Source organism: Aureimonas sp. ME7, from assembly GCF_903970965.1.
In the GTDB taxonomy this organism is placed as follows: domain Bacteria; phylum Pseudomonadota; class Alphaproteobacteria; order Rhizobiales; family Rhizobiaceae; genus Aureimonas.
In genome coordinates, this window is sequence record NZ_CAJCKW010000003.1 from 16,534 (window position 1) to 41,659 (window position 25,126).

The 25,126-nt window shown below is 68.8% G+C and carries 27 protein-coding genes; 17 read left to right on the plus strand and 10 right to left on the minus strand.

The window, feature by feature from the left end; genetic code table 11:
* Position 1 precedes the first annotated feature (1 nt).
* From H7A85_RS06530 to H7A85_RS06545, 4 genes are read left to right on the plus strand one after another with little or no spacing between them, the layout of a single operon-like run.
* A complete protein-coding gene (locus H7A85_RS06530; RefSeq protein WP_182085121.1) occupies positions 2-748 on the plus strand; it encodes an electron transfer flavoprotein subunit beta/FixA family protein in 747 nt (248 codons plus the stop codon).
* A gap of 52 nt (positions 749-800) precedes the next feature.
* Positions 801-1,730 (plus strand): FAD-binding protein, encoded by a 930-nt coding sequence (locus H7A85_RS06535; protein WP_182085122.1) that lies wholly within the window; start codon positions 801-803, stop codon positions 1,728-1,730.
* A gap of 35 nt (positions 1,731-1,765) precedes the next feature.
* Entirely contained in the window at positions 1,766-2,644 is an 879-nt protein-coding gene (locus tag H7A85_RS06540; protein ID WP_182085123.1) for a 3-hydroxybutyryl-CoA dehydrogenase, read from the plus strand.
* Between the two features lie 16 nt (positions 2,645-2,660).
* Complete coding sequence (locus H7A85_RS06545) at positions 2,661-2,879, plus strand: alkylphosphonate utilization protein (RefSeq protein WP_182085124.1); 219 nt, start codon at positions 2,661-2,663, stop codon at positions 2,877-2,879.
* A gap of 6 nt (positions 2,880-2,885) precedes the next feature.
* Here the strand turns inward: H7A85_RS06545 and H7A85_RS06550 are convergent, their stop codons facing one another.
* Positions 2,886-3,554: a TlpA disulfide reductase family protein gene (locus tag H7A85_RS06550; protein WP_182085125.1), complete on the minus strand. Its 669-nt coding sequence runs from the start codon at positions 3,552-3,554 to the stop codon at positions 2,886-2,888.
* A gap of 15 nt (positions 3,555-3,569) precedes the next feature.
* Here H7A85_RS06550 and argH point away from each other — a divergent pair, with 15 nt between their 5' ends.
* The 6 genes from argH to tam all read left to right on the plus strand — a co-directional run bounded on the left by argH (position 3,570) and on the right by tam (position 11,407).
* Entirely contained in the window at positions 3,570-4,973 is a 1,404-nt protein-coding gene (gene argH, locus H7A85_RS06555) for an argininosuccinate lyase (protein WP_182085126.1), read from the plus strand.
* Between the two features lie 90 nt (positions 4,974-5,063).
* On the plus strand, positions 5,064-5,321 hold the full coding sequence (locus H7A85_RS06560; RefSeq protein WP_182085127.1) for a hypothetical protein: 258 nt from the start codon (positions 5,064-5,066) through the stop codon (positions 5,319-5,321).
* A 7-nt stretch (positions 5,322-5,328) separates the two neighbouring features.
* Positions 5,329-6,594 carry a diaminopimelate decarboxylase gene (gene lysA, locus H7A85_RS06565; RefSeq protein WP_182085128.1) on the plus strand — a complete coding sequence of 422 codons (1,266 nt, stop codon included), beginning with the start codon at positions 5,329-5,331 and terminating at the stop codon, positions 6,592-6,594.
* 168 nt (positions 6,595-6,762) lie between these two features.
* Positions 6,763-9,363 (plus strand): TIGR02302 family protein, encoded by a 2,601-nt coding sequence (locus H7A85_RS06570; protein WP_182085129.1) that lies wholly within the window; start codon positions 6,763-6,765, stop codon positions 9,361-9,363.
* Positions 9,364-9,416: 53 nt separating this feature from the next.
* Positions 9,417-10,625 (plus strand): glycosyltransferase 61 family protein, encoded by a 1,209-nt coding sequence (locus H7A85_RS06575; RefSeq protein WP_182085130.1) that lies wholly within the window; start codon positions 9,417-9,419, stop codon positions 10,623-10,625.
* Positions 10,622-11,407, plus strand: coding sequence for a trans-aconitate 2-methyltransferase (tam, locus tag H7A85_RS06580; protein WP_182085131.1), 786 nt, complete (start codon positions 10,622-10,624; stop codon positions 11,405-11,407). The genes H7A85_RS06575 and tam overlap by 4 nt, the downstream gene beginning before the upstream one ends.
* A gap of 6 nt (positions 11,408-11,413) precedes the next feature.
* Here the strand turns inward: tam and H7A85_RS06585 are convergent, their stop codons facing one another.
* The 3 genes from H7A85_RS06585 to H7A85_RS06595 form a co-directional block, all read right to left on the minus strand.
* Positions 11,414-11,821, minus strand: coding sequence for a response regulator (locus H7A85_RS06585; RefSeq protein WP_182085132.1), 408 nt, complete (start codon positions 11,819-11,821; stop codon positions 11,414-11,416).
* A 139-nt stretch (positions 11,822-11,960) separates the two neighbouring features.
* Complete coding sequence (gene hpt / locus H7A85_RS06590) at positions 11,961-12,497, minus strand: hypoxanthine phosphoribosyltransferase (protein WP_182085133.1); 537 nt, start codon at positions 12,495-12,497, stop codon at positions 11,961-11,963.
* Positions 12,494-12,823, minus strand: a complete 330-nt coding sequence (locus tag H7A85_RS06595; protein WP_182085134.1) for a hypothetical protein — start codon at positions 12,821-12,823, stop codon at positions 12,494-12,496. Before H7A85_RS06595 ends, hpt begins: the two co-directional genes overlap by 4 nt.
* Positions 12,824-13,009: 186 nt before the next feature.
* Here H7A85_RS06595 and ftsE point away from each other — a divergent pair, with 186 nt between their 5' ends.
* The 4 genes from ftsE to H7A85_RS06615 all read left to right on the plus strand — a co-directional run bounded on the left by ftsE (position 13,010) and on the right by H7A85_RS06615 (position 16,290).
* Complete coding sequence (gene ftsE, locus H7A85_RS06600; RefSeq protein ID WP_182085528.1) at positions 13,010-13,669, plus strand: cell division ATP-binding protein FtsE; 660 nt, start codon at positions 13,010-13,012, stop codon at positions 13,667-13,669.
* Positions 13,662-14,627, plus strand: coding sequence for an ABC transporter permease (locus H7A85_RS06605; RefSeq protein ID WP_182085135.1), 966 nt, complete (start codon positions 13,662-13,664; stop codon positions 14,625-14,627). The genes ftsE and H7A85_RS06605 overlap by 8 nt, the downstream gene beginning before the upstream one ends.
* 76 nt (positions 14,628-14,703) lie before the next feature.
* Positions 14,704-15,381, plus strand: coding sequence for a YdcF family protein (locus tag H7A85_RS06610; RefSeq protein ID WP_182085136.1), 678 nt, complete (start codon positions 14,704-14,706; stop codon positions 15,379-15,381).
* 84 nt (positions 15,382-15,465) lie between these two features.
* The gene (locus tag H7A85_RS06615; protein ID WP_182085137.1) at positions 15,466-16,290 is read left to right on the plus strand and encodes a 1-acyl-sn-glycerol-3-phosphate acyltransferase; all 825 of its coding nucleotides are present in this window, start codon (positions 15,466-15,468) and stop codon (positions 16,288-16,290) included.
* Here the strand turns inward: H7A85_RS06615 and H7A85_RS06620 are convergent.
* Positions 16,287-16,799, minus strand: coding sequence for a gamma-glutamylcyclotransferase (locus tag H7A85_RS06620; RefSeq protein WP_182085138.1), 513 nt, complete (start codon positions 16,797-16,799; stop codon positions 16,287-16,289). The genes H7A85_RS06615 and H7A85_RS06620 overlap by 4 nt on opposite strands.
* Positions 16,800-16,900: 101 nt before the next feature.
* Between H7A85_RS06620 and H7A85_RS06625 the strand changes: the two genes are divergently transcribed.
* Positions 16,901-17,908, plus strand: coding sequence for a DUF2125 domain-containing protein (locus tag H7A85_RS06625; protein ID WP_182085139.1), 1,008 nt, complete (start codon positions 16,901-16,903; stop codon positions 17,906-17,908).
* 3 nt (positions 17,909-17,911) lie between these two features.
* On the opposite strand, the gene H7A85_RS06630 is transcribed toward H7A85_RS06625, so the two are convergent.
* Both H7A85_RS06630 and hisC read right to left on the minus strand, forming a co-directional pair.
* A complete protein-coding gene (locus H7A85_RS06630) occupies positions 17,912-18,865 on the minus strand; it encodes a prephenate/arogenate dehydrogenase family protein (RefSeq protein WP_182085140.1) in 954 nt (317 codons plus the stop codon).
* On the minus strand, positions 18,862-19,965 hold the full coding sequence (gene hisC, locus H7A85_RS06635; protein WP_182085141.1) for a histidinol-phosphate transaminase: 1,104 nt from the start codon (positions 19,963-19,965) through the stop codon (positions 18,862-18,864). Before hisC ends, H7A85_RS06630 begins: the two co-directional genes overlap by 4 nt.
* Before the next feature lie 136 nt (positions 19,966-20,101).
* On the opposite strand from hisC, the gene H7A85_RS06640 reads away from it, so the two are divergent.
* Both H7A85_RS06640 and metW read left to right on the plus strand, forming a co-directional pair.
* The gene (locus H7A85_RS06640) at positions 20,102-21,283 is read left to right on the plus strand and encodes a homoserine O-acetyltransferase (protein ID WP_182085142.1); all 1,182 of its coding nucleotides are present in this window, start codon (positions 20,102-20,104) and stop codon (positions 21,281-21,283) included.
* Between the two features lie 5 nt (positions 21,284-21,288).
* Positions 21,289-21,939: a methionine biosynthesis protein MetW gene (metW, locus tag H7A85_RS06645; RefSeq protein ID WP_244631041.1), complete on the plus strand. Its 651-nt coding sequence runs from the start codon at positions 21,289-21,291 to the stop codon at positions 21,937-21,939.
* Between the two features lie 20 nt (positions 21,940-21,959).
* Here metW and H7A85_RS06650 read toward each other — a convergent pair whose 3' ends face one another.
* The 3 genes from H7A85_RS06650 to H7A85_RS06660 all read right to left on the minus strand — a co-directional run bounded on the left by H7A85_RS06650 (position 21,960) and on the right by H7A85_RS06660 (position 25,093).
* On the minus strand, positions 21,960-23,138 hold the full coding sequence (locus tag H7A85_RS06650; protein ID WP_182085143.1) for a GGDEF domain-containing protein: 1,179 nt from the start codon (positions 23,136-23,138) through the stop codon (positions 21,960-21,962).
* A gap of 157 nt (positions 23,139-23,295) precedes the next feature.
* Entirely contained in the window at positions 23,296-24,279 is a 984-nt protein-coding gene (locus tag H7A85_RS06655; protein WP_182085144.1) for an aldo/keto reductase, read from the minus strand.
* Between the two features lie 43 nt (positions 24,280-24,322).
* Entirely contained in the window at positions 24,323-25,093 is a 771-nt protein-coding gene (locus H7A85_RS06660; protein ID WP_182085145.1) for a class I SAM-dependent methyltransferase, read from the minus strand.
* Between the last annotated feature and the right edge of the window lie 33 nt (positions 25,094-25,126).

The window sequence follows — 25,126 nt, forward strand, 5'->3', positions numbered from 1 at the left end:
CATGAAGATCCTCGTCTGCGTGAAGCGTGTCGTCGACTACAACGTCAAGGTTCGTGTGAAGGCGGACGGGACGGGCGTCGAGCTCGCCAACGTGAAGATGAGCATGAACCCGTTCGACGAGATCGCGGTGGAGGAGGCGATCCGCTTGAAGGAGAAGGGCGCGGCAAGCGAAGTGGTGGTCGTGTCGGCCGGCGTGCCCCAAGCGCAGGAAACGATCCGCACGGCGCTCGCCATGGGCGCGGACCGGGGCATCCTGGTGAAGGCGGAAGGTCGGCTGGAGCCGCTGACTGTGGCCAAGCTTCTCAAGGGCGTCGTCGAGGCGGAAAAGCCCGATCTCGTCATTCTCGGCAAGCAGGCGATCGACGACGACTGCAACCAGACCGGTCAGATGCTGGCGGGGCTTCTTGGCTGGGCGCAAGGGACGTTCGCCTCCAAGGTCGAGCCGGCGGACGGTGGGCTTTCGGTGACGCGCGAGGTGGATGGCGGCCTGCAGACCGTGTCGCTGAACCTCCCGGCGATCCTGACCACCGACCTGCGTCTCAACGAGCCGCGCTATGCTTCGCTCCCCAACATCATGAAGGCGAAGAAGAAGCCGCTCGAGGAAAAGGACGCGGCCGAGTTCGGCGTCGACCTCACGCCGCGCCTCGAGGTCGTGAAGGTCGCCGAGCCGAAGGGTCGGCAGGCGGGCATCAAGGTCGGCTCGGTGGACGAGCTGGTCTCGGCCCTGAAAGGCGCCGGGCTGGTCTGAACCATCCGCGACCGCTTCCCCCTTCCCATCCAGTTTCCGCGAGATCCGCTCCATGACCACGCTTCTGATCGCCGAACACGACAACGCCCACCTGTCTTCCGAAACCGCCAAGGCGCTGACCGCCGCAACGCAACTGGGCGGCGAGGTGCATGTCCTCGTGGCCGGCGATGGCTCCGCCGCTGTTGCCGAGGCCGCCGCCAAGCTCGGGGGCGTCGCCAAGGTGCTGCATGCCGACGCCGCTGGGCTCGGCCATCACCTTGCCGAGCCGCTGGCCGCGCTCGTCGTGCAGCTTGCCCCCTCGTATGAGGCCATCGTCGGACCCGCTTCGGCCTCCGTGAAGAACGTGCTGCCGCGCGCGGCCGCCCTTCTCGACGTCATGCAGGTGTCGGACGTCATCGCCGTGCACGGGGCCGACACGTTCGAGCGGCCGATCTATGCCGGCAACGCGGTGGAAACGGTGCGCTCCACCGACCGGGTCAAGGTCCTGACCATCCGCACCTCGGCCTTCGAGGCGGCCGAGACCGGCGGCTCGGCCCCGGTCGAGGCCGTATCCGCCGCAGCCGATCCCGGCGTGTCGCGCTTCCAATCCGAGGAGGTCGCCCATTCCGAGCGTCCCGAGCTCGGGGCGGCCAAGATCGTGGTGTCGGGTGGCCGGGCGCTGGGTTCCAAGGAGAAGTTCGAGGAGGTCATGCTGCCGCTCGCCGACAAGCTGGGCGCGGCGGTCGGCGCGAGCCGCGCGGCGGTGGACGCGGGCTACGCCCCGAACGACTGGCAGGTCGGCCAGACCGGCAAGGTCGTCGCGCCGGACCTGTATGTGGCCTGCGGTATTTCGGGTGCGATCCAGCACTTGGCCGGCATGAAGGATTCCAAGGTCATCGTCGCGATCAACAAGGACGAGGACGCCCCGATTCTCCAGGTCGCCGACTACGCGCTCGTCGGCGACCTCTTCACCATCCTGCCCGAGCTGACGGAAAAGCTCTGATTCTCGAGCCCAAGGCCCAGCGGAGACTGCCGGAGATGACGGATATCGGGACGGTCGGCGTCGTCGGCGCCGGCCAGATGGGGGCGGGCATCGCGCAGGTTTCCGCCGTCGCCGGCTACGACGTCGTTCTCTACGACGTGAGCCTCGAACTCGCGACCAAGGGCGTCGAGAAGATCGCGGCGGGGCTGGGTCGCCTCGTCGCCGGCGGCAAGCTGAACGCGGCCTCGCGCGATGCGGCGCTCGCCCGGCTCAAGCCCGCCGACGGCGTGAACGATCTCGCCCCTTGCGACCTCGTGATCGAGGCGGCGACGGAGCGCGAGGAGGTCAAGCGGCGCATCTTCGCGCAGGTCTGCCCCGTCCTCCGGCCCGAAGCGATCCTCGCTTCCAACACGTCTTCCATCTCGATCACGCGGCTGGCCGCCGCCACCGACCGGCCGGAGCGCTTCCTCGGCATCCACTTCATGAATCCGGTGCCGGTGATGAAGCTCGTCGAGCTGGTGCGCGGCATCGCCACCGACGACGCGGCGTTCGAAGCCTCCAAGGGCTTCGTCGCAAGCCTCGACAAGGTGATGACGATTTCGGAGGATTTTCCGGGCTTCATCGTCAACCGCGTCCTGATCCCGATGATCAATGAGGCGATCTACACATTGCACGAAGGCGTCGGTTCGGTGGAATCGATCGACGCATCCCTGCGGCTCGGCGCCAACCACCCGATGGGGCCGTTCCAGCTTGCCGACTTCATCGGCCTCGACACGTGCCTTTCGATCATGCAGGTGCTGCACGACGGGCTCGCCGACACGAAGTACCGTCCGTGCCCGCTTCTGGTGAAATATGTCGAGGCTGGATGGCTTGGCCGCAAGACCAAGCGCGGCTTCTACGACTATCGCGGGGAAACCCCCGTGCCGACACGCTGAAGGCGCGGGAGACATCATGAGCGAGACGACGTGTGATTCCAACGGGACGCCGCTGTCCGACGGCGACAGCGTGACCCTCGTCAAGGACCTCAAGGTCAAGGGCACCAGCGTGACGCTCAAGCGCGGCACGCTGGTGAAGAACATCCGCCTCACCGGCGACCCGGACCTCATCGAATGCCGGGCCGAGAAGGTGAAGGACCTCGTCCTGCGAACCGAGTTCCTGAAGAAAGCCTGAGCGGCCTCAGGCCCCGCCGCCCTTCAGGGCGTCGATCAGCCGGATGCCGTCCGGGCTCGCCCATTCGGCCGGCCCGTTCATCGCCGCGCGCGCGCATCCCTCAGCGTCCACCAGAAGCGTCACGGGGAGCCCGAGCGCGGTGCCCGAGCGCTTGAGATCGTTGAAGACGCCCATCGTCTCGTCCCGGAAATAGGGCAGGGAGCGAAGGCCCGTTTCCCGGTAGAAACCGCGGGGCCCCGCGTCGTCGCCCATGTCGACATTGATCGGCACGACCGCGAAGCTCTCGTCGCCGGCTTCCCGCTCCAGCTCGTCCAGCGCCGGCATCTCGGCGCGGCAGGGCGCGCACCACGTCGCCCACAGATTGACGAGAAGCGACTGGCCCCGCATCGCACCGATCGTCGTCGCCGCCCCGTTCGTGTCCTTGAAGGCGAGGCTGGAAACGTCGAAGGGCGCTTCCAGCGGGCGCATCGCGGCAACCTCGCCGCGCGCCGTGCCGTCCAGCGCGGCCGCGAGCGCCGCTCGGGCCGGGCACGATCCTGCCGTCTCGTTGCCAGAGCGCGTTTCCATCACGTATACGCCAAGGGCGCCCGCGGCGAGACCGGCGAGGAGCGCAAGGCTCAGGATCCGCTTCGTTCCCATGTGCCGGGGGGCGGGGCTCTGGTTCTGGTCGGACATCGGCAGGAGACCCTTTTGGTGAACAAGACGACCAGCAACGAGATGTGGGGCGGACGTTTTGCCTCCGGTCCCAGCGCGATCATGGAAGCGATCAACGCCTCGATCGACTTCGACAAGCGCCTTTACCGCGAAGACATCGCCGGGTCGATCGCCCATGCCGACATGCTGGCCGCGCAAGGCATCATCTCCGATGCCGACGCGGCGGAAATCGGGCGGGGTCTCGAGGCGATCCGCGCCGAGATCGATGCCGGCACCTTCGTCTTTTCCAAAGCGCGCGAAGACATCCACATGAACGTCGAGGCGCGCCTTGCCGAGCTGATCGGCCCGGCGGCGGGGCGCCTGCACACCGCGCGCTCGCGCAACGATCAGGTGGCCGTCGATTTCCGCCTCTTCGTGAAGTCCGCCTGCCGGGACCTCGACCGCGCGCTTCTCGGCCTGCAGGAGGCGCTTCTCAGCCGCGCCGAGGAGCATGCGGCGACCGTGATGCCGGGCTTCACCCATCTCCAGGCCGCCCAGCCCGTCACCTTCGGCCACCATTGCCTCGCCTATGTCGAGATGGTGGCGCGCGATCGGGGGCGGGTGCGCGACGCGATTCAACGCATGGACGAATCGCCGCTCGGCGCCGCCGCGCTCGCCGGCACCGGCTTTCCGATCGACCGGCACCGGACGGCGGAAGCGCTCGGCTTCCGCGAGCCGACGCGCAACTCCCTCGATTCCGTCTCGGACCGCGACTACGCGCTGGAGTTCCTGTCGCTCGCCTCGATCTCAGCGACCCACCTGTCGCGCCTCGCCGAAGAGATCGTGATCTGGTCGACGCCCCAGTTCGATTTCGTGCGCCTGTCGGACGCCTTCTCCACCGGCTCCTCGATCATGCCGCAGAAGAAGAACCCGGACGCCGCCGAGCTGGTGCGCGCCAAGACGGGGCGCATCAACGGCTCGCTGGTGGCGCTCCTCACCATCATGAAGGGCCTGCCGCTCAGCTATTCCAAGGACATGCAGGAGGACAAGGAGCAGGTCTTCGACGCGGTCGACAACCTCGCCCTCGCGATCGCCGCCGTCACCGGCATGGTCAGCGATCTCCAGGTGAACGCGGCCAAGATGCGCGCGGCGGCCGGCGCCGGCTTCTCCACCGCCACCGATCTCGCCGACTGGCTGGTGCGCGAGCTGGGGCTTCCCTTCCGCGAGGCCCATCATGTGACGGGCCGGGTCGTGGCGCTGGCCGAGGAGCGCCGCGTGGCGCTGGAGGACCTGCCGCTCGCCGACCTGCAAGCGGTCGAACCGCGGCTTAACGAGGCGATCTATTCCGTCCTGTCGGTGGACGCCTCCGTCGCCAGCCGCACGAGCTACGGCGGCACCGCGCCGGACAACGTGCGCCAGCAGGCGGCGAACTGGCGCGAGCGTCTCGGCCGGGACGGCTGATCGCTGGTGATTTCGCGCGCCGAAGGGTTTAAGCACGAAGGCGAAGCGGGCCGGGCGCCCGAGGGGTTGGGAAACGGGATGCCGGGCACGATGACGAGATCAGGTTACGCGGTTTGTCTCGCGCTTGCGGCTCTGACGGTGCTCAGCGGTTGCGGCCGCAAGGCGGTGCCCGTGGCGACGCTTCCCGGGGGCCAAGTGTCGCGCGCCGTGGTGCCCGATCAGGCCGGCACGGCGCGCCTGCCCAAGATCGCGCCGCTCGCCACCGACCGTTCGGTCCTGCCGACCGAGGTCACCACCAATCCCAGTGCCGAGAAGAAGCGTTTCGTTCTCGACGGTCTCCTGAACTGATCCGGCCATGAACCACTTCGAATACCGCGACGGCATCCTCCATGCCGAGGGCGTCGATGTCAGCGAGATCGCTGCCGAAGTCGGCACGCCCTTCTATTGCTACTCCACCGCGACCCTGACGCGGCACTACCGTGTCTTCGCCGAGGCCTTCGCCGATATCGACGCGACCGTCTGCTACGCGATGAAGGCGAACTCGAACCAAGCCGTCCTGCGCACGCTGGCCCAGCTCGGCGCGGGCGCCGATGTCGTCTCGGGAGGCGAACTCGCGCGCGCGCTCGCTGCCGGCATTCCGCCGGAAAAGATCATGTTCTCGGGCGTCGGCAAGACCGTGGCCGAGATCGACGCCGGCCTCCAAGCCGGCATCTTCTGCTTCAACATCGAATCCGAGCCCGAGCTTCGGGCGATCTCGGCTCGCGCCAGTGCGATGGGGCGGACGGCGCACGTGTCCTTCCGCATCAACCCGGACGTGGATGCGAAGACGCACGCCAAGATTTCCACCGGCAAGAAGTCGGACAAGTTCGGCATCGCCTTCGAGCGCGCCGAGGCGATCTACGATCTGGCCGCCACGCTTCCCGGCATCACGGTCTCGGGCATCGACATGCATATCGGCTCGCAGATCGTCGAGCTCGAGCCCTTCGACCTCGCCTTCGCCAAGCTCGCCTCCCTCGTGCGGCGTCTGCGCGAAAAGGGGCATGCGATCACCCATATCGATCTCGGCGGGGGCCTCGGCGTTCCCTATCGAAACTCCAACGAGCCGCCTCCCGGCCCCCCGGCCTATGCCGAAACGGTGAAGCGGCACGTGCGCGATCTCGGCGCCAAGGTGATCTTCGAGCCCGGCCGCTTGATCGCGGCCAATGCCGGCATCCTGGTGACGGAAGTGATCTACGTGAAGGAAGAGGCGGGCCACCGCTTCCTGATCGTCGATGCGGCAATGAACGACCTGATCCGCCCGACGCTCTACGAAGCCTGGCACGAGATCCGCCCCGTTGTGGAGCCGGACCGCGACACCGCCTACGCCACGGTGGACGTCGTCGGCCCGGTCTGCGAGAGCGGCGACTTCATGGCCAAGGACCGCTCGCTGCCGGAGGCGCAAGCCGGTGACCTTCTCGCCATCGCCTCGGCCGGCGCCTATGGCGCGGTGCAGGCCTCCACCTACAACACGCGTGCCCTGGTGCCGGAGGTTCTTGTTCGGGACGACGCCTTCGCCGTGGTGCGGCCGCGCGTCGCGGTGGAGGACCTGATCGCCCTGGACCGCATCCCCTCCTGGCTGTGACGGCAGGCATCACGCCCGCGTCATCGCCTCGCCTTCGCCTCAAAAGCTGCTAGTCTGCCGAGAACAGAGGCGGTGCCGGGACGAAGATGCCCCGGCGCCCGCGCAACGGGTTGCGGCGACGGCGCGCGAGATTGGCGCCGCTTTCCCAGCCGTTTCGAAAGCGCCGGTATGGATCGTTCGCCCCCGACTTCCGTGACGCCGAGCGCCGCGTCGATGCGCGTGCGCGGCGTCGCCGCCCTGTCGATCCTGGTCGAGCGCGCCTGGCCGACGCTCCTGCGTCTCGGCGGCCTCGTTTGCCTCTTCCTGATCGTTAGCTGGTTCGGCGTCTTCGCCGCCGTGCCGGACTGGTTCCGGATCGCCATTCTCGGCGCTCTCGGCGCCCTCGTTCTCGCCGTTCTCTGGGCCGGGCGCGGCGTTCGCTGGCCGAGCCGTCTCGACGTCGCCCGGCGGATCGAGGCCGACAGCGCGCTCGCGCATCAGCCCCTCCAGGCGCAAAGCGACCATGTGCCGGCGGGCGATGCCTTCGCCGCCGCCCTTTGGCGAGAGCATCAGCGCCGCATGGCCGAGCGCCTCGGCGCCTTGCGCGCGTCCGCGCCGCGCACCCGCACCTATGCGCTCGACCCCTATGGGCTGCGCGCCTTGGTGCTTCTTCTGGTCGCCACCGGTTTCGCCTTTTCCTTCGGTCCCGCCGGCGGGCGGCTCGCGGACGCGCTGGCGCCCTTGCGCACCGAGCTCGTGGCCGGGGTTCGCGTCGATGCCTGGGCGACGCCGCCCGGCTATACCGGCCGCGCGCCGATCCTTCTGTCGGCCGACGAGCCGGGCGAGCGCTGGATCGAGGTGCCCGAGGGCACGATCCTGTCCTTGCGGCTTTCGGACCGGATGGGCAGCGAGGTCACCTTCCAGCCGGACGGCGGCGGGGAGGCAGCGGCGATCGAGCCGGCCGCGCCCGAAGGGAATGGTGCGGCGGAAGCCGTCACGCATGGCCCCGTCCCCGGCGAGTACGAGCAGCGCCTCGAGCGAAGCGGCACGGCCCGCGTCGCCACCGCCTTCCGCACGCTCGGCAACTGGAACTTCACGGTGACGCCCGACCGCGCGCCGACGATCGCCTTCAAGGGCGAGCCGAAGCCCGGCCGCAACGGCTCGCTCGACCTCGCCTTCATCGTGAACGACGATTACGGCATCGCCGGCGGCGAGGCGAAGCTCGCCCTTCGCGAGCCGGTAGCGCCCGGCGCGCGCGCGCTGATCGCTCCGCCGGAACCGGCTTTGTCGCTGCCGCGTCGGCGCGCCGGCGAGGCGGAAGGGCGCACCACCCTGAACCTTGCCGACAGCCCTTATGCCGGCGCCAAGGTGGCGCTGACCCTGGTCGCGCGCGACGATGCGGGGCAGGTCGGAGAAACGCCGCCGCTGGAGGTCACGCTGCCCGAGCGCCCCTTCGCCGACCCCTTGGCGCGCGCCGTGGTGGAGCAGCGGCGCATCCTGGCGCTCGATGCCAACGCCGCCCCGCGCGTCGTCGAGCTTCTGGACGCGGCGACGCTGCGCGGCGACGAGTTCATCGCCAGCTCATCCCAGTATCTGGCGCTGCGCGCCGTGCGCGAGCGCGTCGCCAACGCAAAGGATGACGAGACGCTCCTATCGGCGGTCGATTTCCTTTGGCAGATCGCGCTCGGGATCGAGGACGGCGATCTCGGTGCCACCGAGCGACGCCTGCGCGATCTGCAGGAACAACTGTCTCAGGCGCTGGAGAACGGCGCGGGCGAGGAAGAGATCGCCAAGCTGATGCAGGAGCTGCGTCAGGCCATGCAGGAGTATATGCAGGCCATGGCCGAGGCGATGCGCAACATGCCCCCGCAGAGCCTGTCGCAGATGGGCGAGATGCAGGAAATCCGCCCTCAGGATCTCGATCGCATGCTGGACCGGATCGAGGATCTCGCGCGCTCCGGCTCGAAGGACGCGGCCCAGCAGCTCCTCTTCGAACTGCGCGAGATGATGGACAGTCTGCAGGCCATGCGGCCCAATCCCGGCCAGCAGCAGTCGGGCCAGCAGAACCCGATGCAGGAACAGATGAACAAGCTCGGCGAGATGCTGCAGCGCCAGCAGAAGCTGATGGACGAGACGTTCGAACTCGGCCGCCAGGGGATGCGCCGCCAGATGGAGAACGAGCGCGGCACCGCCGAGCGGCAGGAGGGCGGGGAGGGCCAGCCGGGCCAGCGCTCGCCGATGTCGGAGGAGGAGCTGCGCGCCATGCAGGAGCGCCTCCAGGCCGAGCAGGGGCAGCTGCAGAAGGACCTTCAGGCGCTTCAGGAGGCGATGAAGGGCCAAGGCATGCAGCCGAGCGAGGATCTCGGCCAAGCCGGCCAGTCCATGGGCCGGGCTGAGGGCGCTCTCGGCCAGGGCGACGACGGTGAGGCCGTCGGCCAGCAGGGCGAAGCGATGAGCGCGCTCCGGCGCGGCGCGCAGGACGCGATGAACCAGATGCAGGCGATGCAGGGCCAGGGTCAGCAGCCGGGCCAGCCCGGCCAGGGCCAGCAGCCCGGCCCCGGCCAGTTCGGGCAGGGCTACGGGCCCGGCCAGCAGCGCTCGGGGCGCGATCCGCTGGGGCGCGAGCGCCAGACGCAAGGGCCCGATTTCGGTCAGGACGTCGGCGTCCCCGACGAGATCGACATCCAGCGCGCCCGCCGCATCCTCGACCAGATCCGCGACCGCCTCGGCCGCCAGCTTTCCCCCGAGCAGGAGAGGCAATACCTGGAACGCTTGCTGCACACGCCGTGATCGGTTAGGCGATGCGCGCGAGGATTGCGCTGATGTGACCGGGCGGTGTGGAAATGGCGAAGCCGACGGACGCACCTGACCTGCCGCTGGACTTTCCCTTCGTGCGTCTTCGCGATGCGAAGGTTCAGGCGTTCACCGCTCCGATCGTCGATTTTCCCGTCGGCTTCCGAGGCGGCCCCGTGCTCGGGGACCGGCATTCCGAATTCCGGCACTTGCGAGCGTGGAGGCCTTACGACCGGCCGGACGATCGGGCGGACTACGACGAGCGCCTTTCCGGCAGCTTCACCTATGCCGGGCCGCTCTACGACCATTTCGGCCATTTCATTTCCGAGATGGTCCACCGGATCCTGCCCGGACGGGCGCAAGGTCTGCCCTCGCGCCTTCTCTTCGTGACGGCGCGCGGGCATTCGGTCCATCGCAACTGGGCCGGGCTGCCTCCTCATGTCCGCTCGGTGCTCGAGTTTCTGGATGTCGGCGAAGAGGACATCGTCGTTCTCGATCAAAACGCGATCGTCGACGACCTTTTCGTCCCCAGACAGGGCGCCGTTCTCAACGGGCCACCGACCGAGGCCTATCTCGACCTCCTGCGAACCCACTCCACCAGACGGCTCGATCGGATGTTCGGCGATCGGCCGCGGCCGGAGCGGATCTACGTTTCGCGATCGGCATTGGGCGTGCCGGGCGGGATCCTGGGCGAGCGATACCTCGAACACCAGTTCGCACGGGAGGGCTTCACGATCTTCCGTCCGGAGGAGCATTCCTATCCCGAGCAGATCGATCACTACCGCAAGGCTGAAACGGTCGTCTTTGCGGAAGGGTCGGCTTGTCACGGCGCCGAACTTCTGGGTCGTGGGATGATGGGGAACACGGTTCTCGTTCCGCGAACGGGATGCCAGACGCCGTTGTTCGTGCCGGTGCTCCAGCCGCGCTCGCGTCGGTTCAGCGTCCTTTCGGCATCGCACTATCTCGGCACGCTGTTTGCCGATCCCGCCACCAAGGCTCCCTTGTTCCATCGCGGCGTCGCCCTCGTCGACAGTCGCACTATTGCGGACGAACTCGCCGGCTTGGGGGCCGCCAGCTTCGCCTCTTTCTCGCACAGGCGATACGCGGCGCATGCCGCGAGGGACTTCGTGAGATGCCTGATCTCGGAGCGCCGTGAGCGCTGGGACCGGGTGGAAGCCTCCCGCCTTCTGCGCCGCTTCGGCGCTTCGTTCGTCCGCTCGCTGCAACGAGCAAAACCTGCCGGAAAGCTTGCCCGATGACCGACTGGAACCCCGCGCTCTACTCGCGTTTCGAGGACGAGCGGACGCGGCCGGCGCGTGATCTCCTGGCGCGGTGCCGGCTGGGGGATGGCGGCGGGGCGGGGCTTCGGATCGCGGATCTGGGGTGCGGGCCGGGCAACTCGACCATGCTGCTCGCCGAGCGGTTTCCGCAGGCCGAGATCATCGGTTTCGATACGTCGGAGGCGATGCTGGAGGCGGGGCGGCGGCGGTTGCCGAACGTGCGCTTCGCGCAGGCCGATATCGAAACATGGGCGCCGGACGCGCCCTTCGATCTCGTCTACTCCAACGCCGCCCTCCAATGGGTGAAGAACCACGAAGCGCTGATCCCACGGCTTTTCCGGACCGTTCGCCCGGGCGGCCTCCTGGCGGCGCAGATGCCGGACAACCTGGCCGAGCCCGCACAGGCTCTCATGCGCGATCTGGCACGCGAGGAACCGTTCGCCGCCGTTCTCGGCGATATCTACGAAGCGCGGGAACTCATCCCGTCACGCGCGAGCTACTACGACTGGCTGGCGCCGCTCGCCGCCGAGACGGATGTGTGGACCACGATCTACGACCATCCGATGGACAGTGCCGAGGCGATCACGCAGTGGTTCTCGTCCACCGGGCTGAAGCCGTTCCTGGATCCGCTGGACGACCCGATGCGGGCGCTGTTCGCCGATCGCTACACGCGGGGCATCGAAAGGCTCTATCCCCGGCGTGCCGATGGACGACGGCTTCTCGCCTTTCCCCGCCTGTTCCTCGTCGCGCGCCGCGCCTGAACGGGCTCAGGCGTAGCGGCGAAGAGGCAGGGGCTCGGCATTGCCGGCGCCCTGCCGGAGGGCCGCTGCGACCCGCCCGCGGATCTCCGCGATGGTGAAGGGCTTTTCCACGACGCCGAGGATAAAGGCCGACAGGTCCTCGGCGGCCTCCTTCTGCTCGGCATAGCCGGTCATCAGGAGGATAGGCAGGTCCGCAAACGTCGCGTGCGCGGCGTGCGCGAGCTCGATCCCCGTCATGCCGGGCATGCGGATGTCCGAGAGGAGGAGGTCGAAGGCGCCGTTTTCCTCGGCCAGGATATCGACCGCCATCTCGCCGTCTTCGGCGACGGTGACATCGTGGCCTTCGAGACGCAGGGCGCGCGCGACCAGAAGCCGGATGCCGGTGTCGTCTTCGGCAATCAAGATTCGGGCCATGCGTCGCTGCTCCTGACTTCGGCCGGCGGGTGCCGACAGGACGCGAGGGGAAGACCCGGTCCGTAAGCCGGAGTATGAAGGCCTATCCTTGTGCGAAGCCTTACCGAACAGGGCTAACGGAAGGTGAAGCACGAAAAGCTCAGCCGATGACCCGCCCGACGAAGGGAAGCTCGCGGAACGCGTGGCCGACATCCATGCCGTAGCCGACGACGAAATGGTCCGGACACGCGAAGCCGACATAGTCCGCCTCGATCGGCGCGACGCGCTTCATGCTCTTGTCGAGAAGCACCGCGATCTCGGCACCGGTCGCCCCGCGCGCCAGCATCAGGTCGCGGGCGAAGAGAAGCGTGCGGCCCGATTCCAGGATGTCGTCGACGAGAAGCACCTTGCGCCCTTCGATCGCCCCTTCCACGTCGCGAACGATGCGAACGTCGCCGCCGACCGTTCCCGAGCCGTAGGAGGAGAGCGAGATGAACTCCATCTCGGGCGCGACGCCGTGGCGATGGAGCGCGCGGATGAGGTCGGCCGCGAAGACGAAGGAGCCCTTGAGGACGGCCACCACGAGGAGGTTGTCCGGCCGGCGAGCGGCGATCTCGCCGGCGAGGCGGTCGATCTCGCTGGCGATCGCCTCTTCGGAGAACAGGACTTCGAGCGACTTGCCGCGAAGCGTGATCACTGTACGGTCCTCGCATGGGCGATTTCCGCCCGATGGCCGGCCCCGTCGCCCGGCCCGGCCGGCGCCAGGAGCAGGACGGCGAGGCCGAACAAGGCAAGACCGGCGGGAAGGGCGATGCGCGGGCGGCGCATCGAGGCGGCCGCCGCGTCGGCCGCGCGCAGGGCCGAGCCCCACACAGGCTCGGCTGGCGCGGCGCGCGATGCGGCGGGTCCCCTCGTGTCTCGCCCGATGACCCGAGCCTCGCCCTCGATCACAAGATGGCGTGCCTCGCGCCAGAACTGGGCGCGCGGGGCCCGCAAGCTCGGGGCGGTTTCGTGTCGTGCCATGATGGGCTCCCGGCCGCTACGGACTGCCCCGTTCGAGGGCTTGGTCAGGAACGGTTAAGCTCTCATGGTTAACGGAAGCTTGTGCGCATGGTGCGCGGCCCGAATGCGGCCGGATTGGTGGATCAGGGAAAGGGCGAGGCCGCGCTCCGAGCGACGCGCGGGAAGCTCCAGGGGATGCGTGGCGGCTTGATACGGTTCGAGAACGTGGGTCTGCGATACGACATGGGGCCGGAAGTCCTGCGCGACCTGACCTTCGAAATCCGCTCGCGCTCCTTTCAGTTTCTGACCGGGCCCTCGGGCGCGGGCAAGACCAGCCTCCTGCGCATGCTCTTTCTGGCGCTGAAACCGACGCGCGGCATGATCACCGTGCTCGGCAAGGACGCTTCGACGCTCCGGCGCACCGACCTGCCGGCGATCCGCCGGCGCATCGGCGTCGTGTTCCAGGATTTTCGCCTGCTGGACCACCTGACCACCTACGAGAACGTCGCGCTCCCCTTGCGCGTGCGCGGCAAGGACGAGGCGAGCTATCGGCACGACGTCGTGGAACTCATCAAGTGGGTCGGGCTCGGCGAGCGGATGGACGCTTCGCCCGTGGTCCTGTCGGGTGGCGAGAAGCAGCGCGCGGCGATCGCGCGCGCGCTGATCGACCGGCCGGACATTCTTCTCGCCGACGAGCCGACCGGAAACGTCGACCCGCCGCTCGCCCGCCGGCTCCTACGCCTGTTCATGGAGCTGAACCGGACGGGAACGGCCGTCGTCATCGCCACGCACGACCTCGCCTTGATGGATCAGGTCGAGGCGCGCCGCCTCGTTCTCGCCGATGGCCGGCTGCAGATCTATGACTGATCCGCGCGCGCTCCTCGATCGCTGGCGGCGACGCGGCGAGGCGCGGTCGAACCCGATCGTGCCGCCCGGCAACGTCGCGGGCCGCGCGCTCCTGACCGTCATCGCCATCATGACCTTTCTCGCCAGCCTGACGCTCGGCGCGGTGACGCTGGTGGCCGACACGGCGGCGGACTGGCAGAGCGAGATCGCGCGCGAGGTGACGATCCAGGTGCGGCCCGACGAGGGGCTCGACATGGCGGGCGCGCTGCAACAGATCCAGGTGATCGCGCTTTCGACGCCGGGCGTCGTGTCGGCGAGCATCCTCGACGACGCGGCCACAAGCCGGCTTCTGGAGCCCTGGCTCGGCGAGGGGCTCGATCTCAACGAGCTCCCCGTGCCCCGTCTCGTGATCGTGGGCATCGACGAGCGCGCGCCGCCCGACTTTGCGAAGCTCCGCGACGCCGTGCGTGCGGGCGTGCCCCAGGCGAGCCTCGACGATCACCGCGCCTGGGTGTCGCGCCTCGTGTCCATGGCGCACGCCACCGTCCTGATCGGGGTCGCGATCCTCGCCCTCGTGATGATCGCGACCGTCCTGACCGTCGTCTTCGCCACGCGCGGCGCGATGACGGGCAACCGGCACATCATCGAGGTCCTCCATTTCGTCGGCGCGCGCGGCGGCTTCATCGCCGGCGAGTTCCAGCGGCACTTCCTGAAGCTTGGGCTGACGGGCGCGCTGGTCGGGGGCTTCTGCGCGTTCCTCGTGTTTCTAGCCGTCGGGCAGTGGACGCGCGCCAACCAGGCGACGCCCGAGGCCGACCAGATCAACGCCCTGTTCGGCTCCTTCGCCATCGGCTGGTGGGGCTATGCCGGCACGCTCGGCCTCGTCGTCCTGATCGGCGTCCTGACGGCGGTGACCTCGCGTCTCACCGTCACCAGTCAGCTGGCCGCCATCGACATGCTCTCGCCGGTGGACGGATGAGCGCGCTTGACATGCAACCGGTGTCGCCCCGCGGAATTAACCGATCGAGGTTCATTCGTGCCGGGGGAGGCGATCGATGACGAGGGCTGACCGCCCCGTTCGAAAGGGAAATCGTTGGCCGCGCCGCTTCGCATGGCTGGCGCTGGCGCTGGCGCTCGCCGGCAGCGCCTATCTGGCGGGCGGCTTCGTGCGCTTCGCGCGCGACGTCGCGGCCTTGTCGGCACCCCCGGTGGAGGGCGAAGCCGACGGGATCGTGGTGCTGACGGGGGGCGAGCAGCGCCTTCGCAAGGCGATCTCGCTCCTGCGCGAAGGGCAGGGGCGGCGGCTCCTGATCAGCGGCGTCAACCGGGACACGAGCCCGGGCGCGATCGCGCGCGCGACCGAGACGGAGCGCGCGCTGATCGATTGCTGCGTCGATCTCGACTACGAGGCGATGGACACGATCGGCAATGCCGAGATGACGGCGCGCTGGGCGCGCGAGCACGGGTTCGACCGGCTGCTTCTCGTCACCAGCGACTACCACATCCCGCGTTCGCTTCTGGAAATGAGCGGCATCGAGGGGGCGCCCGAGATCGTTCCCTATCCCGTCTCGCCCGACAAGCTCTGGCGGCAGGACGGCTGGCCGACGCGCCTCGGCCTGCGCCTTCTGGCCACCGAGTACGCCAAGGTTCTGGTGGTCAAGGCGCGCCTGTCCTTCGGGGTCGAACTGCCTGGGCTTTCGACCCATCACCGGATGGCGTCGCGCGCGCCCTGACCGGAGCCTTTCCTCCAGGGGCGAAGCCTCGTATGACGGGCGACGGGGGCGAGGCGCGCCCCGGCCAACCGTTCCGATCCCCGAATGCTGCTGTTTCGCTCCGTCCTCTTCCAGATCCTGTTCTATGCCAACCTCGTCGGCCAGCTGATCCTGTATCTGCCGGTGTTCTTCCTCGTGCCGGAGCGCTGGTGCTGGGCGATCGTCAAGGGCTGGGCGCGCTCCAGCCTCTGGCTCCTGCGCGTCGTGGCGGGCACCGCGTCGCGCATCGAGGGGCAGGAGCGGATTCCCGCCGGCCCCTGCTTCGTCGCCGCCAAGCACCAGTCCTTCTGGGAGGTGATCGCGCTTTGCCCCGAGGTGGAAAAGCCGACCTTCATCCTGAAGAAGGAGCTGATGCGCATCCCCGTGTTCGGCTGGTATGCGAGCCGCATGGGGATGATCCCGGTGGATCGCTCGCGGCGCGGGGCGGTTCTGCCCTCGCTTCTGGCCGGCGCACGCAAGGCGCTGGGGGAGGGGCGGCAGATCGTGATCTTCCCGGAAGGCACGCGCTCGGCCCCGGGCGCCGCGCCCAACTACCGGCCGGGCGTCCATTATCTCTATGCCGCGCTCGGCCTGCCGGTGGTGCCGGTGGCGCTGAATTCCGGCCTGTTCTGGCCGCGTCAGGCGGTGCGCCGCCAGCCCGGCACGATCCACGCCGAGTTCCTGGATCCGATCCCGCCGGGCCTGGCGCGTGAGCCCTTCATCGCCGCGCTCCGAGACCGGGTGGAGGAGCGCTCGCTGGCGCTTCTGAAGCAAGCCTATGCGGAGCGGCCGGACCTGCCGGTGAGCCCGCTCGTCGCCGAGCTTCTTGCCCGCCACGATCCTCATCCGGCGCCCCGGCACACGGCGCCGGAAGGCACGCAAGGACTTTAAAGCCGCGCCACCACGCTTTCCAGCCAGCGGTCGCTGAGGCCCATGGCCTGGATCTCGGTGAGGGCGGAGCGCACGTATTCGTCGTTCGGGCCGGACTGCCCGTGCGAGCGGGCGACCAGCGCGGCGGCTTCCGCGATGCCGATCCGCCCGGCATATTGCGTATGGCCGCGATCCACCACGTAGGCGAGCGCGCGCACCGAGCGCCCGTCCTCCAGGCGAACGGGAAGCGTGGTTTCCAGATAGACGTTGGTCACGAGCTCGCGCTCGCGCAGGTAGGCGACCGTTTCCTCGCGCCGCGCTCCGCCCACGCGGAACGCCATGCCGACGCAGGAGCCGCCGCGATCCAGCCCGAACACGAGGCCGGGGCGCTCGGGCGTTCCCCGGTGGACGTGGGAATAGATGCAGAGCGAACGATGGAACCCGGCGAGCCGGGCCTTTGCCCGCTCCTCGTACTCGAAGCCCGGCCGCCAGATCAGCGAGCCGTAGGCGAACACCCACAAGTCATCCATCGCTCTTGCCATTCCCTCGGGCAGTCCTTCATGAAGACGCCGGTTCGAGGGCGAGAGAAAGGATGCGAGCGATGGCAAGGTCAAGGGGGTATGGCGAGCCCGTGCGTCGTCGCTCCGCGGCAAGCCGCGTGTTTGCCGGCGTCTTCGCGCTGGTGATCGTCCTGGCGGCGGCGTTGACCGGCGCGTGGTACTATCTGGCGGGCGAGCTCGACCGGCGCGTCGCCTCCGCGCTCGACGCCTCGGCCGGCGGCGGCACGGCGATCACCTGCGACAACCACGCCGTCTTCGGCTACCCCTTTCGCATCGGCCTGCGTTGCGACGCGGTGGGCGTCGATGCGCCGCAAAACGGCATCCGCCTGTCCGGCGGCTCGCTTCGCACGGCGGCGCAGGTCTACGCGCCCTCCCATATCGTCGCCGAGCTCGCCGGCCCCTTGCGCGTGTCGGCGCCCGACCTGCCGCCGCTCGACGTGAACTGGTCGTTGGCGCAGGCCTCCACCAGCCTGTGGACGCAAGGCTTGGAGCGCGTCTCGATCGCGGTGGACGCACCGGTGGTTTCGGTCGTCGCCGAGGCCGGCGCCCTGACGCCGCTCGCCCGCTCCGACCGGCTGGAGGCCCATGCCCGTCAGAACGGCGCGGCGCTGGACTTCGCCTTTTCCGACGCGGCCGTCGTCGCCACCATTCCGGCGCTCGGCGAGATTCCCGCCTTCGACCTGTCCGCCGACCTGACGGTGGACGGGGCGGCCGGCTGGCTGCGCGACGGCGTGCCGGGGGGGCAGATCGGCCCGGCGCTGCGCGGCGAGGCGGGCGTCGTGCGTTCGCTGCGGCTCCAGTCGTCCGTGGGTGCCGTTCTCGAGATCTCCGGGCCCTACCGCGTGGCGGAAACGGGCGAGGTGTCCGGCGACTTTCGCGTCGGCGTCGAGAACCCGCAGGCGATCGCGGCGCTCGTCGCCGCTCTCGTGCCGGGCTCGGCCGGCATCGCCTCGACGGTGGCGGGCGGCATCGGGCTTGCCGGGCGCGAGGAGAACGGGCGCACGATCCTCGACATCCAGGTGCGCGACGGCGAAGCGCGGCTCGGCTTCATTCCGCTCGGCCGCCTGCCGCGCATCTGATTCCTATTCGCCGGGTGCGCCTTCGTTCCAAGGGTCCTTGCGCGGCTTGAGGCGGCCGAAATTGGCCTCCTCCGTGTCCTGGCCGGCCTGGACGATGGAGCGGCGGATCGTGCGCGTGCGGGTGAAGAGGTCGAACAGCGCCTCCCCGTCGCCCCAGCGGATGGCACGCTGGAGCGAGGCGAGATCCTCCGAAAAGCGCGCCAGCATTTCCAGCACCGCCTCGCGGTTGGTCAGAAATATGTCGCGCCACATGGTCGGGTCGGACGCGGCGATGCGCGTGAAGTCGCGAAAGCCGGAGGCCGAGAACTTGATGACCTCCGACTGCGTCACCGTTTCGAGGTCCGCCGCCGTGCCGACGATGTTGTAGGCGATGAGGTGGGGCACGTGGGAGACGATGGCGAGCACGAGGTCGTGGTGCTCGGGCGTCATCACCTCGACCATCGCGCCGGTCGCAAGCCATAGGTTACGCAGGCGCTCGGTCGCCGCCTCGTCGGTTTCGGGAAGCGGGGTGAGGATCGTCCAGCGGTTCTCGAAAAGCTCAAGGAAGCCGGCGTCCGGGCCGGACTGCTCGGTGCCCGCGATCGGGTGGCCGGGCACGAAATGGACGTGGGCCGGTAGGTGCGGGCGCATCTGGTCGACCACGGCACCCTTCACAGAGCCGACGTCGGACACGATGGCGCCGGGTTTCAAACGCGGCGCGATGGCCGCCGCCGCCGCCCCGCAGGAGCCGACCGGCAGGCACAGGATCACGAGGTCGGCACCCTCGGCCGCATCGGCCGGGTCGAGATGGTAGCTCGTGCCGAGTCGCAGTTCCTCGGCGCGGCGCAGCGTCGCCTCGCGGCGCGTGGCGATTGCCACGTGGCGGGCAAGGCCCCGGTCGCGGATGTTGATGGCGATGGAGGAGCCGATGAGGCCGATGCCGATCAGAGCGATCTTGTCGAACAGGGGCTCGCTCATGCGCGCAGGAACTCGCCAAGCGCGACGAGAACCCCTTCGTTGGCCTCCGCCGAGCCGATTGTCAGGCGCAGCGCGTTCGGGAAACCGTAGCCCGACACGCGGCGCAGGATGAAGCCGCGCGTGGTCAGGAACGCGTCGGCGTCCGCCGCCGTGCGCCCTGCTTCATCGGCGAAGTGCACGAGCAGGAAGTTGCCGACCGATGGGGTGACGCGAAGGCCGAGCGCGGTAAGTCCGCGCGTCAGCTTTTCCAGCCACTCGTCGTTGAAGCGCACGCTCTTCTCGACGTGCTCGCGGTCCGCGATCGCCGCCGCGCCGCCCGCGATCGCCATGGCGTTGAGGTTGAAGGGGCCGCGAATGCGGTCGAGCGCGTCGACGATCGCCTCCGGGCCGACCATCCAGCCGATGCGAAGCGCGGCAAGGCCGTGGATCTTGGAGAAAGTGCGCGTCATCACGACGTTGTCGAACTCTTCGACGAGTTCGAGCCCGGATATGTAGTCCTCGCGCCGGACGTATTCGGCATAGGCCGCGTCGAGCACCAAGACCACATGCGAGGGCAGGCTAGCATGAAGGCGGCGGATCTCACCTTCCGGCAGGTAGGTGCCGGTCGGGTTGTTCGGATTGGCGAGGAACACGATCTTCGTGCGCGCCGAAACGCGGCCAAGAATCGCGTCGACGTCGGCGCGCTCGTCCCGTTCCCGCGCCACCACGGGCGTCGCGCCCGCCGCGCGAATGTAGATGTCGTAGACCAGGAACCCGTGCTCGGTGTGGATCGCCTCGTCGCCCGGCGCCAGGAACGCCTGCGCCAGGAGCCCCAGAAGCTCGTCCGATCCGTTGCCGCACAGGATGCGCTGAGGCTCCAAACCATGGGCCTTCGCGATCGCGCTCTTCAGGGCGCCCGCCTGCCCGTCGGGGTAGAGTTCGAGATGGCCGGCGACGGAGCGCAGCGCGTCCTGCACGCTCGGCGACGCCCCGAAGGGCGTCTCGTTCGACGACAGCTTGTGCAGCTTGACGCCGTCCGGCGCCCGGCTCTTGCCCGGCACATAGGCTTCGATGTCGAGAACGCCGGGTTTGGGCGTTGGACGCGCGCTGGAGTTCGACATGGGAGATCCTGTGGTTCGTCGAAGACTTGCGAAAATCGCGAGGAATCGCTTGGCGCATAGCGCCGCCCGCCCTTCCTGTCGAGGCAAGCGCGCAAAGATGCGTTGCTTTGGCGGACGTCTGGCGATAGCACGAGCCATGTCCATCATCGCCGATCCCGTCACGCAGGAGAGCTTGAGCGCCCGCGAAGCGCGCCAGCCGTCCTCCAAGGTCGCCTTCTTCGGGGAAGACGAGCCGCTCCGGCTCGACGGCGGGCGCACCCTTTCGCCGTTTCACATCGCCTACGAGACCTATGGCGAGCTGAACGCCGAGAAGTCCAACGCCATCTACGTTTGCCACGCGCTGACCGGCGACCAGTACGTGGCGAGCCCCAACCCGGTGACCGGCAAGCCGGGCTGGTGGTCCTCGCTGATCGGGCCGGGCAAGCCGATCGACACCGACCGCTTCTTCGTGATCTGCTCCAACGTCATCGGCTCGTGCATGGGCTCGACGGGACCGGCCTCGATCAACCTCGCGACGGGGCTGCCTTACGCGCTCGACCTGCCGGTGCTGACCATCGGCGACATGGTGCGGGCGCAAGGCATGCTGGTCAGCCGGCTCGGCATCGACCAGCTCTTCGCCGTGATCGGCGGCTCCATGGGCGGCATGCAGTGCCTCCAGTGGACGGTGGCCTATCCGGAACGCGTCTTCGCCGCGCTCCCGATCGCCACCGGCGCGCGCCATTCCTCGCAGAACATCGCCTTCCACGAGGTCGGCCGGCAGGCGGTCATGGCCGACCCGGACTGGCGCGGCGGGCACTATCTCCAGCACGACGCTCGCCCCCACAAGGGGCTCGCTGTCGCGCGCATGGCCGCGCACGTCACCTATCTTTCGGAGGCCGCGCTCCATCGCAAGTTCGGGCGCAACCTCCAGGACCGCGACAAGCTCGGCTACGGGTTCGAGGCCGATTTCCAGATCGAAAGCTACCTGCGCCATCAGGGAAGCGCCTTCGTCGACCGGTTCGACGCCAACGCCTATCTCTACCTGACCCGGGCGATGGACTATTTCGACATCGCCGCCGAGCACGGCGGTCGGCTGGCGGACGCGTTCCGAGGTGCCCGGACGCGCTTCTGCCTCGTGTCCTTCTCGTCGGACTGGCTGTTTCCGACGGAGGAAAGCCGGGCCGTCGTCCATGCGCTCAATGCCAACGCGGCGTCGGTTTCCTTCGTCGAGATCGAGACCGACAAGGGCCACGACGCGTTTCTTCTGGACGAGCCGGAGTTTGCGGGCGCGGTGCAGGGCTTCGTGTCCTCGGCGGCCAAGGCGAGGGGGCTCCTGTGAGCGCGATAAAGGAAGCCCCAGTTCCCACCGTGGCGGGCGTCGCGTTCGAGGACGCCAGCGCGCGCGTCGATTTGAAGACGATCGCGGCCCTCGTCGCCGACGGGACGCGGGTTCTGGATGTCGGCTGCGGCGACGGCGCCTTGATGGAGATGCTGCAGACCCATCGCGGCATCGACGCGCGGGGCATGGAATTGTCGCAGCCCGGCGTCAACGCCTGCGTCCGGCGCGGCCTGTCGGTTATTCAGGGCGATGCCGACCGGGATCTCGTCCATTACCCCGACGGAGCCTTCGACTACGCCATCCTGTCGCAGACCATCCAGGCGACCGAGAATCCGAAGCTGGTGCTCGCCGAACTCCTGCGCATCGGACGCCGCGCGATCGTGTCCTTTCCGAACTTCGGCCATTGGTCCGTCCGCTCCTCCTTGTTCTTCAAGGGGCGGATGCCGGTGACGCGGAGCCTGTCCTATTCCTGGTACGACACGCCCAACATCCACTTCTGCACCATCCGCGACTTCGTGGAACTGACGCGCGAGGTCGGGGCCGAGGTGGAAAGCGCCATCGCGCTCGACGCTTCGGGCCAGCGGATCGGCATGAGCATGCCGTGGTGGTTCTGGAACCTCTTCGGCTCGCAGGCGGTGTTCGTCCTGAAGCGCTGAAACGCTGCAGCCCCGGCGGTTCAGGTCGTCGCCGGCGCCCTGACGGCGGTCTTGACGAAGCGAGGCGCGGGGTCGGTCTCGATCGTCTCCACCCGGTTTCGCCCGTTCGCCTTCGCCCGGTAGAGCGCGGCGTCCGCCTTGAGGAGCACGGTGTCGAGGTCGGCATGGAGGGGCACGACGCCCGCGCTGGCCGTGACCGGGCGGGGAATGGGCAGGAGAGCGCCCGCCGTCTGCGTGAACATCTGGAGGGACAGCGCGATCCGCGGCACCGCCTGCGCAGGATCGGCCTCCACGACGACGGCGAACTCCTCGCCGCCGAGGCGCCCCACCACGCTGCCCTGGCCGACGGCCGCCGAGACGGTCCGCGCGAAGACGCGCAGCGTCTCGTCTCCGACGGCGTGGCCGAACTCGTCGTTGATCGACTTGAAGTGATCGAGATCGACGATCGCGAGAACCGCGCCGCTCGTGGTCGTCGCCCGCTTGGCGGCGATCTCCAGAAACGCCGACCGCGACAGGACGCCGGTGAGGGAATCGATCTCGGCGGCGATCCGCCAGCGGCTCGCCGCCGCGTCCTGCGCGGCCCTCACGAACAGGTGCGAGGCGATGGAGACGAAGACGATCGCTTCCATCAGATACAGGGTGGGGACGAGATCGCTGGCCGCCGTTCCGGGCGGCAGGGTGATCGACCCGGCGAGGATGATGCGCGAGGTGATGATCGCGCCGTGAAGCGCGAACAGGATCGCCAGGCCGCGACTGGAGATGGTCTGCGGGCGCTGCGTCCCGAAGATCCAGGATGTGCCGGCACACAGGACGGCAAAGGCGATCGAGGTGGCGAGCTGGCGCTGCCCCTCGCTCTCGCCGAGCGGCATGTCGTGCCACTGGAGAAGCCACGTGCCCATCCAGAGGGCGGCCGGCAGAAACGGGAGAGCCGAGCCGCGCCGACCGGTGAAGACCAGGCTTCCGTGCAGCAGCAGGCCGAAGAAGAACAGACGCAGGGCCGGGTTCGCGACGACGCGCCAGCCCTCCGCCCCGTTGAAGGCGAGGGTGGCGAGCTCCATGCCGCCGACGACGAGAAAGCTGATCGCCCAAAGGGCGACGGCGCGAAGTTTGGTTCGGCGCCATTCCACGAAGAGCATGATCGCCGCGACCGAAGCGATCGACGCGAACACCACATGGAACGTCGGCATGTGAAGAAGCATGGAGGCGATCCCTACGACGTCGCCTTCACGTTGTATAAGAATTTCATCAACATTCGGTTTGCATCGCAAGGACGAAGCCTTGGCGGGGCCGGATCACGTTGCGGAAGGCCCGGTCCGTGATGGGCTGGGCACGCGAGGCGCGAGAAGGATCGGGCTTTCAGAGCCCGACCGTCTTCATCCCCCCGTCCGCATAGCGCTGGCCGGCCGCCACCCCCACGGGAAACGCCTCGTCGATCTCCGCGAGATCGTCGGCCGTCAGGTCCACGTGAATGCTCTCCGCGTTCTCCTCGAGATAGCGCATGCGCTTGGTGCCGGGGATCGGCACGATGTCGGACCCCTGCGCCAGCACCCAGGCGAGCGCCAGCTGCGAGGGCGTGGCACCGCGCCGCCGGGCGATCGCCTTGACCGTGTCCACGAGCTTGAGATTTCGGGCGAAGTTCTCACCGGAAAAACGCGGGCTGTCGCGGCGGAAATCGCCTTCGGGCAGATCCTCGGGCTTCTCGAAGCGCCCCGTCAGGAAGCCGCGCCCCAGCGGCGAATAGGGCACGAAGCCGATGCCGAGCTCGCGCAGAACCGGCAGGATCTCGGCCTCCGGGTCGCGGCTCCACAGCGAGTATTCCGTCTGGAGGGCGGCGATCGGATGGGTCGCGTGGGCGCGGCGGATCGTTGCGGGCGAGGCTTCCGACAGCCCGAGATGGCGAACCTTGCCCTGTTCCACGAGCCGACCCATCTCGCCCACCGTGTCCTCGATCGGAACGCCGGGATCGACGCGGTGCTGGTAGTAGAGGTCGATGTGATCGACCCGGAGGCGCCGCAGGCTGTCGTCGCAGGCGCGGCGCAGGTAGTCCGGCCGCCCGTTGATGCCGAGGCGCTCGCCGTTCGGCCCGCGCACGTTGCCGAACTTGGTGGCCAGCACCACCCGGTCGCGCCTGCCCTTCAGCGCCTTGGCCAGAAGCTCCTCGTTGCGCCCCACGCCGTACATGTCGGCCGTGTCGAGGAACGTGACGCCGAGATCCAGCGCGCGGTGGATCACCGAAAGCGATTCGCCCTCGTCCCCTTCGCCGTAGAATTCCGACATGCCCATGCAGCCGAGACCGAGCGCCGAGACGCTCAAGTCGGACCCGAGCTTTCGCTGTTCCATCGGTACGCTCCTTCCAGCGGTTGATGGGCGAGAGTTAGGAAGCTCAGGCGTCGGCGTCGAGGTGCAGCGCCGGCGAGGGGGCCCCCTGCGGCAGGAGAACGGGGCGCATGGCGCGGATGCGGCTTCGCTCGCGGCTCGTCACCGGTATGCCGCGATACACGAGCTTGACCGCCTCGATCACGATCGCGCCGGCGAACATCGGCCACAGGCGCCGGCCCGCCCGCTCCCAGGGACCGGCGAGGTTCAGGAGCCCGGCGCGGCGGAAGGGCGGGAAGAGAAGCGCCTCGGAAAAGCCGGCGGGCGTGAACTGCGTGTCGCGCAGGAGGCGCGTCGCCTGGCCGCGCGACCACGGCCGCCCGAAGCCGAAGGGCGTGTGCTCGAAGCGCGCCCAGACGCCCTGCCGGCTCGGCAGGACCATGACGAGCCGCCCGCCGGGCGCCAGGACGCGCCAGGCTTCGCTCAAGGTCTCGGCCGGGTCCTCGGCGAATTCCAGCGCGTGCACCATCAGGATGCGATCCACCGACGCGTCGCCGAGCGGCAGTTCGGCGGGGTGGACGAGGGCGGCGAGCGAGGGGCGCCCAAGCGGCCAGTTCACCGCTCCTTGCGCGGCCGGCATGAAGGCCAGCGTCCGCTCGGCGTCGCCCGTCAGCCGGTCGAGATAGGGGGTGACGTAGCCGAGGCCCACCAGGCGCTCCTCGCGGATCGGCTTCCACACGGGGGAGAGCGCCATGGCGAGCGAGCGCACGCAGGCCTCGCCCAGCCGCGAAGCGTAGAAGTCGCGAAGGTCGACGATGTCGGCGTTGACATGCGCCATGCGGGATCCGCCTCCAGTCGCCGGTGCCACGAG